The organism is Virgibacillus carmonensis, assembly GCF_057836705.1.
The window spans coordinates 44781-57126 of the sequence record NZ_JBYQFJ010000013.1 but is presented as its reverse complement, the minus strand read 5'-3'; the positions used below and the strand labels follow the sequence as shown (position 1 = coordinate 57126).

At 36.3% G+C, this 12346-nt stretch carries 14 protein-coding genes and 1 riboswitch; of the genes, 4 read left to right on the top strand and 10 right to left on the bottom strand.

Going from position 1 to position 12346, the window contains the following annotated elements:
• Nucleotides 1–11: 11 nt before the first annotated feature.
• Nucleotides 12–449 (bottom strand): DUF86 domain-containing protein, encoded by a 438-nt coding sequence (locus AC3G7N_RS11885; RefSeq protein ID WP_489422372.1) that lies wholly within the window; start codon nucleotides 447–449, stop codon nucleotides 12–14.
• Between the two features lie 108 nt (nucleotides 450–557).
• Between AC3G7N_RS11885 and AC3G7N_RS11880 the strand changes: the two genes are divergently transcribed.
• Nucleotides 558–824: an SAV0927 family protein gene (locus AC3G7N_RS11880; protein ID WP_489422371.1), complete on the top strand. Its 267-nt coding sequence runs from the start codon at nucleotides 558–560 to the stop codon at nucleotides 822–824.
• Nucleotides 825–1060: 236 nt separating this feature from the next.
• Nucleotides 1061–1342: a hypothetical protein gene (locus tag AC3G7N_RS11875; protein WP_489422370.1), complete on the top strand. Its 282-nt coding sequence runs from the start codon at nucleotides 1061–1063 to the stop codon at nucleotides 1340–1342.
• Nucleotides 1343–1364: 22 nt separating this feature from the next.
• On the opposite strand, the gene AC3G7N_RS11870 is transcribed toward AC3G7N_RS11875, so the two are convergent.
• The gene (locus tag AC3G7N_RS11870) at nucleotides 1365–1640 is read right to left on the bottom strand and encodes a YutD family protein (protein WP_489422369.1); all 276 of its coding nucleotides are present in this window, start codon (nucleotides 1638–1640) and stop codon (nucleotides 1365–1367) included.
• A gap of 166 nt (nucleotides 1641–1806) precedes the next feature.
• Between AC3G7N_RS11870 and AC3G7N_RS11865 the strand changes: the two genes are divergently transcribed.
• On the top strand, nucleotides 1807–2379 hold the full coding sequence (locus AC3G7N_RS11865) for a YhcN/YlaJ family sporulation lipoprotein (RefSeq protein WP_489422368.1): 573 nt from the start codon (nucleotides 1807–1809) through the stop codon (nucleotides 2377–2379).
• Between the two features lie 15 nt (nucleotides 2380–2394).
• Nucleotides 2395–3354 carry a M23 family metallopeptidase gene (locus AC3G7N_RS11860; protein WP_489422367.1) on the top strand — a complete coding sequence of 320 codons (960 nt, stop codon included), beginning with the start codon at nucleotides 2395–2397 and terminating at the stop codon, nucleotides 3352–3354.
• A 38-nt stretch (nucleotides 3355–3392) separates the two neighbouring features.
• Here the strand turns inward: AC3G7N_RS11860 and AC3G7N_RS11855 are convergent, their stop codons facing one another.
• The 8 genes from AC3G7N_RS11855 to AC3G7N_RS11820 form a co-directional block, all read right to left on the bottom strand.
• The gene (locus AC3G7N_RS11855; RefSeq protein ID WP_489422366.1) at nucleotides 3393–3509 is read right to left on the bottom strand and encodes a methionine/alanine import family NSS transporter small subunit; all 117 of its coding nucleotides are present in this window, start codon (nucleotides 3507–3509) and stop codon (nucleotides 3393–3395) included.
• Nucleotide 3510: 1 nt separating this feature from the next.
• Nucleotides 3511–5028 carry a sodium-dependent transporter gene (locus AC3G7N_RS11850; RefSeq protein WP_489422365.1) on the bottom strand — a complete coding sequence of 506 codons (1518 nt, stop codon included), beginning with the start codon at nucleotides 5026–5028 and terminating at the stop codon, nucleotides 3511–3513.
• A gap of 226 nt (nucleotides 5029–5254) precedes the next feature.
• Nucleotides 5255–6811 (bottom strand): Na+/H+ antiporter NhaC family protein, encoded by a 1557-nt coding sequence (locus AC3G7N_RS11845; RefSeq protein WP_489422364.1) that lies wholly within the window; start codon nucleotides 6809–6811, stop codon nucleotides 5255–5257.
• A 119-nt stretch (nucleotides 6812–6930) separates the two neighbouring features.
• Nucleotides 6931–7108: riboswitch (Lysine riboswitch) on the bottom strand.
• Nucleotides 7109–7153: 45 nt separating this feature from the next.
• On the bottom strand, nucleotides 7154–7942 hold the full coding sequence (gene yunB / locus AC3G7N_RS11840; protein WP_489422419.1) for a sporulation protein YunB: 789 nt from the start codon (nucleotides 7940–7942) through the stop codon (nucleotides 7154–7156).
• A 66-nt stretch (nucleotides 7943–8008) separates the two neighbouring features.
• Entirely contained in the window at nucleotides 8009–9094 is a 1086-nt protein-coding gene (locus AC3G7N_RS11835) for an HD-GYP domain-containing protein (protein WP_489422363.1), read from the bottom strand.
• A gap of 267 nt (nucleotides 9095–9361) precedes the next feature.
• Nucleotides 9362–9664: a YunC family protein gene (locus AC3G7N_RS11830; protein WP_489422362.1), complete on the bottom strand. Its 303-nt coding sequence runs from the start codon at nucleotides 9662–9664 to the stop codon at nucleotides 9362–9364.
• Nucleotides 9665–9735: 71 nt separating this feature from the next.
• Nucleotides 9736–11136: a bifunctional metallophosphatase/5'-nucleotidase gene (locus tag AC3G7N_RS11825; RefSeq protein ID WP_489422361.1), complete on the bottom strand. Its 1401-nt coding sequence runs from the start codon at nucleotides 11134–11136 to the stop codon at nucleotides 9736–9738.
• 12 nt (nucleotides 11137–11148) lie between these two features.
• The gene (locus AC3G7N_RS11820) at nucleotides 11149–11967 is read right to left on the bottom strand and encodes a sulfite exporter TauE/SafE family protein (protein WP_489422360.1); all 819 of its coding nucleotides are present in this window, start codon (nucleotides 11965–11967) and stop codon (nucleotides 11149–11151) included.
• Nucleotides 11968–12346: the final 379 nt, after the last annotated feature.

The following is a 12346-nucleotide window of genomic DNA, read 5'->3' as shown; positions in this document are numbered from 1 at the left end:
TAACCCTCATTTCATTCATTTGAAAAGGCATTCGCAACACCGAGTTCATTTTCCAAATAGGTACGAACCCTTTTGCTAAATAACTCTAAAGCTTGTTTATTGTCATGCAAAGTAGTCAGGATTTTTTGATGATCAATATTCAAATATTCTTTTACAAGCGTTGTGCGTAGCTTAATAACCGCTTTATACCCTTCCTGTTCTTCTATAGGAAGTACTTTTTCATCAACTAAAATATCAATAATATCCTCATAACTCCCAGGGTCGCGCATGATAAACCCATCGATCATCATATTTCCAACATCTAATATAGATTCAATTACCATTTGTGTAACTCTCTCAAGCAACAATTTATCTCTAATCGAATCAAAAGATTGCTTCCCCAATTCTTGTAGCAAGTCATCCATATATATAAGTGTTTGTTCAATATTATTCCGGTCAACAAAATACATTAAAATACCTCCACGATTCTTGGTAATCCAAATATACCACATAATCCATGAACGCTTAAACAAAACGTGGTATAGTAGGGGAAATCATAAGTGTCAAGGAGGATTATTATGGCTAATAAATTTAAGCTTTTAATAGATGAAACAGTTAATCAGGATGTCCGATATATAAGCTTCATGGGAAACTTCCATCGGTATGACTTTGCCATCATGGACGCTCGTGAGGATAACAAAAAGGTTATAATCGACCTACGAAAAAACCGCTTTGCAGTTATAAGTAAAGAAGATTTCTCAAAAGAAGGAGAAATTGAACATGTTTTTCATGTTACGGAAATGGAAGCAGATGAATTGCGGGAATTTCTTAATGGTGTATTGTAAGTTGGGAAAGGCCCAATCGGTTACAGGGGGAAACTATTAGAAATGCGGCTGAAGTTTAACCTCTAAATTTTAATACGAAGTTTTTACATACATAGGTATAATTTTGGAATAGTACCACTTTGGAGTGATTATTGATAAAGGTATAAATTCGTACCATCTAACAGAACATAAAGTGAGACTTCATTCACTGGGGTTTTGCTGCCAGTCAATTGCCACAGACGAGAGGGTGAAAACAAATGGCTAAAAAGAGGAAAAGAAATTACTCTGAAGTTGATAATGTAAAGAAGCAACAAAATGAATTAATACCTGAAGAATTTCCGGAAGGCCCGTTTGGTTCGTCTATTAATGATGATGAGCCTGTTGAAAGTAAATCAACCCCTTGGGAAGAAGGTCAACGACGCCAAAGTGCATTCGTTTATCCAGATAAGGAGCGACATGATGATTTACCAAGGCAAGCCGCAGGTTCACATCCGATTCATGATGAAGAAGGCGAAGTTTTACCAGAAGAAGAGCAGTAGTTCCATTCAGGGACTACTGCTCTTATTTGTCTATTTTTTTTAATACAAAGTAGGCACATCCAAAATTACAGTATTCATACAAATAATCTTCTAAGGTACTAATTTTTGAATCGAATGCAGCTTTTGTATTTAGGTCATCATAAAATCCGCGTAACCGCAGCTGATCATATCCCCAATCACCAACAATAAAATCGTATTTCGTCAAAATATCGGAGAATCTTTCATTTAAACGTTCCGCATCATAACCTTCCTTTATGTTTTCCATTATTTCATACGTTTTTCCATGTATTTCGATCACCGAGCATCACCCCTTTTAAACTGACTATAGTTTACCATAAAGTTCTCCTGTTCAACCAGATATTATCCTTAATTTACATGTGACTATTCCTAATTTATGTGAATGAAAATTTCCTCATGTAGCAAAATAACTCCATAGATACCATCACAAAAAGGCGGGAAAATTTATGTATAAAAAATTTGCATTCGTACTTTTACTATGTACATTGTTCATTTCGGCGTGTGGTACTGCCAATCAGGAAGCTGACGAACAGGAGCAAATCAGGAATGAATTAGACCCAACAAGAAATGACGAAACGCCTGCTTCTCAAGAAGAGGAAAACCGACTTGGTTATGTACATTACACAAGAGATCAATTAAATTTAAACAACAATAATGAAAAAAACCATGGTGTAACAATGGATCGACATAAGATAGCAGATATGATTTCACGAATCATATTACGTAATGAGGGATTTGATGAAGTGGCTACATTAGTTACAGATAAAGAGGTGTTGATAGCTTACGGTAAGAATGATGGGCTTGACGACAAAATAGCTGCAGATATTGCTAAGAAATCTGCACTGTCTGTTATGCCACGCTATTTTCAAGTATTCGTTTCGGATGATAGAAGTTTAATTCCTGATATTCAAAGCTTACACAATAATAATACACAGCAAGGAACATACAGGAATACAATTACATCCATTATTAAAGAAATGAAAAAATCACCTCAGGGAATTGAGAATAAAAATAACTAACAAGGTGATGATGCTATGAAGATTTACCAATTAATCTGCGCCTTACTTATCTTTCTTTTTATACAAGTAGGTACTGATTCCGTTCATGCAAAAGAAGAAGATATTTATAAACAACGTATGGAACTATATAAGAAAACAGAAGCCCTGACATTAATCCCGTGGTATTATTTTGCAGCAATTGATCAATACGAACGCAATATTCAAAAGGATGTTCCACCTGACCAAATTATATCTATTTCCTTTGAGCCTAAAGAATGGTTCGGTATGGGTAATGCCAAAAATAAGAATGAAGCGGTGATTACACTTTTTCATGGGATTGGTAAAGATGGTGATGGAGACCATAAAGCAGATCCCAATGATCCGGATGATATTTTATATACATTAGGAAGGTATATACAACAATACGGCTATTCAAAAGAAGATATTAAAATCGCTTTATGGAATTATTATCAGCGAGATTTAAATGTGCAATCAATTATGAATACAGCCCGTGTTTTTAAAAAATTTAATGGTATTGAACTGACTGACCGCGTTTTCCCTTTGCCATCGAATTACAATTATAGTTACAATAATACTTGGGGAAACAGACGGGGGTTTGGTGGTCTCCGAATTCATGAAGGAACAGATATTTTTGCAGACTACGGTACACCAGTCAGATCAACTACTTATGGTGTAGTTGAACTAATGGGCTGGAATTTGTTTGGGGGATGGCGAATTGGACTGAGAGATGTTCATAACATCTATCATTACTATGCTCATTTAAACAAATATAAAGACAATATAAAAGTAGGTCAAATTGTGAAACCTGGTGATGTAATAGGTTATGTCGGCTCAACTGGCTATGGACCACCTGGAACATCAGGAAAGTTCCCGCCTCATTTACATTATGGCATGTACAAAGATAACGGATATAGTGAATGGTCTTTTGATCCTTATCCCTATTTAAAGAAATGGGAACGAATGGAAAATAAATAAGAAAAGCCGTTGTGATATTGCCTCACAACGGCTTTTCTTTAATTATTTGATTTAGCTTCTCTAGATTTTTTAACGGCATTGATAATACTCGCCGCAAGTCCTCCCCAGATAATAACCATACCTAAGATCATAATGAAAATTGCACTGCCACTCATATTATTCGCCTCCCTTATCTACTGTGTTTTTGGTTTTCCATTTGGTAAATGATAACAGGATACCTACAACAATTGCTGCTAGTGCTACTGCCCATCCACCAAATAAGATAAATGAATCTGCATATCCACCATAGTTACCTGTCTCCGTATCAAATTCCTGTAATAGGTTCTGCTTAAATAAGCCAAACATCATGTAACCAAGAACGAGTGGTGTTATTACACTTAGGCTAATCGTCCACCATGCACCTAAACGTATATCAGAAATTTCATCTGCATGTGATTTAAAGTCATTCAGCTTTCGGAAAATCCAAGCCATTAGAATTACCTCGACCAATCCTACGAACGCAACACCGAATTGGTTAATGAAGTAGTCTGCCGCATCAAGGAAATTCAAACCACCTTGTGTAGCAAACAATAGCGAAATAAGTGCTGCGAAACCGCCACCAAACAAGACGGCTTTATTTCTTGAAATTTTGAACTTATCCACTAATCCAGCTACATAGGTTTCTGTAATAGACATTAGTGACGTTAATCCAGCTAAAACTAATGAAGCAAAGAATAGAAATCCGAAGAGCTCATTAAGAGCCGGAAACTCGTTAATAATTTGCGGAAAGACAACAAATGCTAATCCAACTCCTCCGCTTACTACTTCATTAACAGGAACTCCCTGTTGTGTAGCCATGAAACCAAGTACTGAGAACACTCCTATACCACAAAGCAACTCAAAACTAGAGTTACCAAATCCTGTAATAAACGCGTTATTCGTAATATCCGACTTTTTTGGTAAGTAACTAGAATACGTAATCATAATTGCGAATGCGATTGACATACTAAAGAATATCTGTCCATAAGCCGCTACCCATACACCAGGCTCTAGTATCTTATCAAAATTCGGTTCAAAAAATGCTTCTAAACCTGTTAGCGCGCCCGGTAATGTGATTGCACGAATAACGATTATAATAAAAATAATTACCAATGCTGGTATAAATATTCGGTTTGCAACCTCGATACCCTTCTTAACACCTTTAAATAATATTCCTAACACAACAATCCAAACGATAATCAATGGAATAAGTACTCCAGGAACAAAGCTGCCGACTTGACCCGGATCCGTTAAGTTTAAGTATTCTCCAAACAAGAATCCTTCCGTATCTTCTCCCCAGTTTAAATTAAATGAGAAATAAGAATAGGATATTGCCCAGGCAATAATAACCGAGTAATATGTAGAAATAACAAATGCCACTATTACTGCCCACCAGCCGACCCATTCAGCCTTTTTATTAATTTTTCTATACGTTAGTGGTGCAGAACCTTTGTATTTATGGCCCATTGTGAATTCCATAATAAGAATTGGAATCCCCGCCGTAAGAAGCGCAAATAAATATGGAATAAAGAACGCTCCACCACCATTTTCATATGCTACGGCTGGAAATCGCCAAATATTTCCCAAGCCAACTGCTGAACCTACAGCAGCCAAAATAAAACCTGCTCGTGTTCCCCACTGAGATCTTGTCTCCATCGTTTCTACCTCCCCTGATAACTTTCTATTTTATATCTATGAAAAAAAGTAAGAAGGAATGTTATAAATCTTTACTTTTTTCAGATATTTATGTTTGTATTATAACGATACTTTAGAACTATGTCAAAGCAATTTGATGTTTACGCGCAACAAAATCGCTTGAAATCACTGATTACCCCAAAAAAATTCAGGCAACCGGGAGATTCTCCGGTTGCCTGAACGAATACTATAAAGTAGAAGATTTTGTTTTGTTAATAAAATGGATAAAGAAACTTACTGCTATTAGTAAAACTAGTGTCAATAGCAGCGCCAAGAATATGTTACCTGAGAAACCTATTACTAGATAACTTATCCCCCCAATTGTCGCTGCAATACAAGCATACGGCAATTGGGTTATAACGTGAACAATATGGTTTGATCCAGCACCGGTTGAGGATAAAATAGTCGTATCCGAAATGGGTGAACAATGATCACCAAATACCGAACCTGCTAAAACTGCTGCCAGTGATGGTAGTAGTAAGGAGACATCCGTAATAACTGTGATTTCTGCTGCAATAGGTAACATGATACCAAAGGTTCCCCATGACGTACCTGTTGCCAATGCCATCAGACTAGCTATAATGAAAAATATAAATGGTAAGAAAGCAGAATCGATTGATGCTCTTTCCACCAATTGCGCTAGGTAATTTCCCGTTCCTAACGTGCCAATTATGGATCCAATCATCCAAGCTAATAATAAAATATAAATGGCTGGAAGCATAGTCTTAATTCCTTCACCAAATATCTTAAAGGTATTTACTCTTGGCTTAGCTTGTACGAGGTGGAAAATTAATGCTAGAGCAACTGCTAGCCCACCACCAATAAATAAGGAAAGGTTAACATTGGTATTAGCAAAAATTGCCAACAAAGTTACATCTGTGCTAGCTAGAGCACCAGTAATAATCATTGCCCCCACTGTACCGATTACCAACACAATAATAGGAACAAGCAGATGATATAGTTTACCATTACTATGCGGCTTGAAAACTTCACCTAAATCACCTGGAACATTTTTTTCATCAGGATCCATTAGTTCACCTTTTTCAATCGCTCGTTTTTCATGTTTTCGCATAGGTCCAATATCCATTTTTAAATAGGCTGTAAAGAAAACTAGTATTAGTGCACCAATAGCATAAAAGTTGAGTGGGATCATCTTTACAAAGGCCTCGAGTGGTTGAATATCTGTAATTCCATTGGCTACAAAAAGACTACCAAGAACACCTATTATATATGCTCCCCAGCTTGAAATCGGTGAAAGTACCGTTACAGGAGCTGACGTAGAATCAATAAAGTACGCTAGCTTAGCACGCGAAATCTTATGGCGATCAGTCAGTGGGCGCGCAATTTGCCCAACAGCTAAAGCGTTAAAATAATCATCAATAAAAATAATAACTCCTAAAAATGCTGTCATGACCTGAGCACCTGTACGAGTTTTAACCCGCTTAATCATATATTCTCCAAAAGCACGGCTGCCCCCTGATGCACTTAAGAATGCCGTCATTATTCCAAGAAGCAATAAAAAGCTTAATAACAATAGATTACCAACATTAAGCCCTTCTGATGTATAAAAAATTTGATAAAAAACTACCCATATCTCGTTTATTGTTCGCAGTAGGTTAAAGTCGTGAATAAACAAGGCACCAAGAATAATTCCTATCCCCAGTGATAATAAAACTCTCTTTGTAAGTAACACCAAAACAAGCATAACAAATGCTGGTATTAATGAATAAATCGTTCCTTCCATCTTTCTTACCTCCATATTTTCTAATATGAAAGTGCACGGAGACACGTAAAAAAGTACGCAAAAAAACAATGATAGAAAATAACCTACCATTGTTTTGACAATATACGTTATCCTCCATCACGATCAGTAGTTCTCCATGCACAATCTTGAACATGACAGTATAGTCTTTTTTCAAAACTATCCCAGCAATAGAAAGTTTGACTCCTTTCCACACTTCGGCAAACAGTCCTTTCATCAATAATCACAGGTGTCATTCTCCTATTGACTACTATTCCTATTTGCGCCTCTACCTCACCGATCAGATAAGGTTAGTCTATGAAATTATTGTTTTATTATACTAAGTTATTCCTCTTTTTGCAAGTCATCTTTAGGAATGGCAATAGGTGGAGTATTATTTCCATCGCTACCATAGTACAGTGGAACCTCTGAATTTATCGTTCTTGCATCAATATATATCTTTGTGCTTACTGTATCAGTTTTTGTTGTAAAAGGGACAACAATTTGAACGTCAACCGTTACTTGAACATATAAATTATAAACAGCACTATTGATACCGAGTTCTTCCTTTTCCATTACTATATCAGACTGAATCGCACCAACAATTTCAAAATTTACTGGTATTCTTGGCCCCAGGTTGGCAAGTATTGTATTATCAAATGCTTGCCCAATAGGTATTTCCACGACTGTTGGATCCTTTTCTGCTAAATCGCCTGCCGAATCATCATAATCTATAGGTGGTAAGTCTGGGTCATCTGTATCAACAGTCTCTCCTTTATTCATATTATATAAAAAAAATTCGGCACGTTCCGTAGTTTTTCTTAATAATTTATTTTGCGCTTCCCCGCTCCAACTCACCATTGAAATATTTCCTTCATCATCTTCAGATATATCCACAAGGTTATCAAACGTTATACCTTCACTTGACTTAACCGCGGCATTGATGGCTCTGGTTGCAAATTCAGTCGTCTTTATTTCTGCGATTTCCATTAATGGTGGTTGTATTTTCTTTCCTATAAACCAGATACTGAATGATACCATTGCAATAAATAAAATACAGGTTACTGCAAATATGTATTTAACTGGAGGCGGTGTTCGTCTTCTTTTTTTAAAAACACTTTTCTTTGGTTGCATCAAGAATAAAACCCCCTTAACACAAGTTATGCTTGTTTTAAGAAGGTTAGAATTCAATATTTATTCTTATTCATTAAAGCATGCTTTAACTGTGATTGAGAGGCATTTAGACAAATCAATTTCATAAGGGGGGATACCTTGCTCGTTTTCAACCGTTATAATACGAACAATCGGACGATCACATAAATGTTTATGCTGTCTGACAACAACACCTAATCGGTTATCACTTAATTCAACTGCTAATCCATTTGGATAAACCGCAACGCTTCGTTTAAAGGCCTCAACAATCTCTTTGTCAAATAAATTCACAGCTCCTGCGTACAATATCTCTAGGCCGTCGTGTGGAAGCATGGCATCACGGTAAGTCCTGTTACTTGTTACAGCATCAAATACGTCAGCAACCGCAATTATCTTGGCATATGGATGAATCTCCTTACCCTCTATACCTCTTGGATATCCTGACCCATCCAATCGTTCGTGGTGTTGATATGCACAATGTGCCACTACTAAAGGAATACGTTCTTGTTTTCGTAAAAAATCATACCCATATTGTGAATGGCATTTAATCATTTCAAATTCGAGTGACGTTAGTTTAGAAGGTTTTTTTAGAATATCAGGGTCTATGAAAATTTTTCCAATATCATGCAACATTGAACCGACACCAATTTCAACAAGCTTCTCTTTTGGCAGCTTGAGCTCTGTCCCAATTGCAAGTGAATAGATCGTTACATTTAAGGAATGTTGAAAGATATAGTCATCCGTAACAAAAACATCCGCAAGTAATGATAAAGCATCTTTCCGCTTCATAATTTCATCAAGTAATCGTTCGACAACACAGGTCATCTGGCTACCTTTTTTCTCTAATATATAAGATCGATTACCAAAACCCTTTTGTTTTATATCATGAAATGTCTCTTTTATCGTGTTCGTAGCATCAATTCTTGCCTTTTCTGATATAACAGACTCAATTTGAATATCATTGGTTAACTCGTCTTCAATATAAATATATGTAATCCCTTGGTATACAAGACGATTGATCATTGTCTTGGTTAAACCCAATCCTTTTTGTATTAAAACCTTTCCACTTTCATTAAATACAGTTTGTCCAACAATGGTTCCAGGTTTAATTAATTTCGTACTTGCTAATCTCATAGCGTTCTCCTAACTCTGTATCATACCAAATTAATTCGGGATACTAAATCTGTATAAATTTTTAACAAAATATTTCAACTAATGCCATATATCATTAATGAAAAATGCAAAAAACAACAATTATCGACATTTCAACACCTTACAAAGTCCTGGCTTGTCGCCAAAAACTAATGGCGAAAGCCTTGACTTTTTTTACTTTTTACCGCCCAAGATGTTTTCTTAACGTGTAAGAAAGGCGCATGCCTTCCATAACGGAAGACTTACGTTTTATGATATGTGGCCCAATGCTTCTTTCCCAACCATTCCTACTTCCCAACCGTAGGACTTAGATGCATCGGTTACTTTTTCCAGTGGAGCATGTAATAATTCATCAATCGTTTTAACCCCAACCGCTCGAGCGGCAATTACATTTCGGTCTGCTAATTTTTCATTTAAGAGGTCTACATCTAAAGCACCGCACATAATATAACCGATATCATTAGAAATCATGAGTAAGTTTGTCTTTGGTAGTTCGACAGTAATTGCAGTAAAAAACATACCATCAATCTCCAAAGGATTTACAGTAATCATCAAGTATTGCCTCCTTTTCTACATCACCATATATGTGTATGCAGATAGAGGTATAGGTGCTACTCGAGCCCTTACCTTGATTCATATTCCTGTTTTAACGTTTGGGCTAATAAATCCCGCAGAAACTCTGGTAAAAAGTATTTTTTCGTTTCCGATCTTGCAACTTCTGGCAAAAGTCTTCCAAAGGTGAACGTATCAGCTGTTGCTAAATGGTATGATTGTTCTGGATTTAGAGGTTGTCCATTCACTCTTACATCTTTCACGTACTCTTGTCCATCTTCCCTTACCTCTGTTTCAACTTCCACACCTGCATAAATCATCCTTCCAAGAACCTCACCACGAAATCCAAAACCTTTTAATTGTAGTTCCATAAATTCTTTTGTAAATGATGCCCGAATAACCTCCATCAGCTCATCACCTTTCAAGACAACCAGACAAGGATTGATGGGATGGGGACAAATACGGTGGATATCTTTAAGCGAAACATCACCTGCTTCAAATTGATCAAGTAAAACACCCGCATTCAACATCGCACAGTCAGCATTCGTCCATGCTTTTAATGTTGCTGACAGTTTTTCCATTATCGGTGTATCTTTAAACCAACTAATTTCAATAGTCTCAGCAAGCGTGACAACTTTTGCTTTTAAAACTTTATCTGCCTGGACAACTAGATCATTCAATTTTTGTTCTGTTTGTAAATCTTTTGATCTATGTGTTATATCGGTTGTATAAGCCTCTTTGTTAACCAATTTTTTTTTGGATTGATCCCATGTCAAAATAACTTCACCGACAAATGCACAATGTTTGCCTGCAGCAGTAATTATCGTATTGTTAATCGTCTCACCCGTCCGCAGTAAATGATGTGTGTGCCCGCCAATAATGACATCAATATCATCATATCTTCTTGCAATTTCCTGGTCTTCGGTTATACCTAAATGCGACAGTAGAATAATGACATCTGTATGTTTAGCAAGGTCTCTTATATATTCATCTAATACCTCAAAAGGCGGTAAGATATGCCAATCTAGTAATTCATAAAACGCATTGAAAGGTGCAGTTAGCCCTAAAACACCAACTCTGACGCCATTTGTCGAGGTAATGTTGACGCTAGGTTGAAACCACGGTGGATTATCACCTTTTAAGTTTTGCAAATTGGCACAAACAACATCAAACTTTGCATCATCATACAGGTGATACAGGTCATCATGGTCCAACGTGATCCCTTCGTTATTTCCAAACGTGACTACATCATATCCCACATCATTCATTAATTGTACATTTGCCTTTCCCATAAACGCTTCGGCAATTGGATGCACACGATCGACATGATCACCAATATCAAATAACCAGCAGGATTTTTTTTCTGCTTTTTTCATACTTTTTGCTTCCTTCAAATACCCTGCTACCCGTGACCACTGATCAAAATTACTATGTAGATCGTTTGTATAATAAAAGAATAATTTTTCCTCCACGATACCTACTCCTTATGTTAATCCTTCAATAATTAAGCGTATCCCGACAACTATTAATAGCACACGTAATATCCATTCAAGCGACTGGCTTTTTAACTTTTGATTCGCCATTGCGCCAATTGTTCCACCAATCCACGCCCCAGGTATAAAAAACAGGACATGTTCCCATGATACGTGACCAAGGAAAATATGAGTTCCAGCACTTATGATGCTAATGAAAACAATCATAAACATGGATGTTGCAATTGCTATATGGGCAGGAAACCCAAACAACAAAATCATGAGCGGAACCATGACAGAACCTCCGCCAATCCCGAATAAACCAGATAATGTTCCAACAAATAGTGAAACGATAAACGCTGCCCAAAAAGAAATCGAATAATGATATGTTTTATCATCAAGATGGAATGATCGGATGTTTTTCTGTGAAATTGTTTGTTTTTCTGATGTAGCTTTTCTTTTTAGTAAAAAAAGTAATGATAATACAATCATCAAGATGCCGAAATAAAATGAAAAACTTTCTGCTGCAATAAACTGATTTAACCACGATCCGAAGATTCCCCCAGGAACGCTACCTGATAAAAGTAATAAACCAGTTTTATAATCAACTCGACCTTTTTTGGAATAAGAAATAGTTGAAGATAATGCTGTAAAAAACATAACAATTAATGATATTCCTACAATCGTTTGTGGAGTAGCCCATGCGAACTCGTTTGAAAATTGATGTAAAAATAATAAGCTTGGAATCAGAATAACTCCTCCACCCAGCCCAATCAGACTACCAGCAAATGCGGTGATGACCCCAATTAAAATACAAATAATATAAACCAATAATATCCCTTCCGTCTCCCAATCTTTATCTATACTACCTAATATATTAGCACGCTTTATATTTCATTTCTAATTATTGAATAACTTACTGCAACATTCCTATATTTCCTTATGCAAAAAACCCCGCACAGTGTGCAAGGTTTTTTTAAAAAGTTTTTATCCGATAGAACCTTCCATTTCGAATTTGATTAATGATGCTTTCCTAAATGTTCTATATTGCATCAAAAGTACCATTAAATCAACATTGTTTGATTTTTCTTTTCAGAATATATCAAAGTTTATCAATCAAGAGTAGGCACAAATTAGGCACGCAGGAAATAATGTCATGATTAAAAAGTTAGGACCGTTTACTTGTATTGGATAGTACCTTTACTTTAGC

Coding starts and splice junctions, on each gene's coding strand:
- AC3G7N_RS11865 (WP_489422368.1), top strand. CDS start 1,807: ATGTATAAAAAATTTGCATTCGTACTTTTACTATGTACATTGTTCATT.
- AC3G7N_RS11885 (WP_489422372.1), bottom strand. CDS start 449: ATGTATTTTGTTGACCGGAATAATATTGAACAAACACTTATATATATG.
- AC3G7N_RS11835 (WP_489422363.1), bottom strand. CDS start 9,094: ATGAGATTAGCAAGTACGAAATTAATTAAACCTGGAACCATTGTTGGA.
- yunB (WP_489422419.1), bottom strand. CDS start 7,942: ATGCAACCAAAGAAAAGTGTTTTTAAAAAAAGAAGACGAACACCGCCT.
- AC3G7N_RS11855 (WP_489422366.1), bottom strand. CDS start 3,509: ATGAGTGGCAGTGCAATTTTCATTATGATCTTAGGTATGGTTATTATC.
- AC3G7N_RS11830 (WP_489422362.1), bottom strand. CDS start 9,664: ATGATTACTGTAAATCCTTTGGAGATTGATGGTATGTTTTTTACTGCA.
- AC3G7N_RS11880 (WP_489422371.1), top strand. CDS start 558: ATGGCTAATAAATTTAAGCTTTTAATAGATGAAACAGTTAATCAGGAT.
- AC3G7N_RS11850 (WP_489422365.1), bottom strand. CDS start 5,028: ATGGAGACAAGATCTCAGTGGGGAACACGAGCAGGTTTTATTTTGGCT.
- AC3G7N_RS11845 (WP_489422364.1), bottom strand. CDS start 6,811: ATGGAAGGAACGATTTATTCATTAATACCAGCATTTGTTATGCTTGTT.
- AC3G7N_RS11875 (WP_489422370.1), top strand. CDS start 1,061: ATGGCTAAAAAGAGGAAAAGAAATTACTCTGAAGTTGATAATGTAAAG.
- AC3G7N_RS11860 (WP_489422367.1), top strand. CDS start 2,395: ATGAAGATTTACCAATTAATCTGCGCCTTACTTATCTTTCTTTTTATA.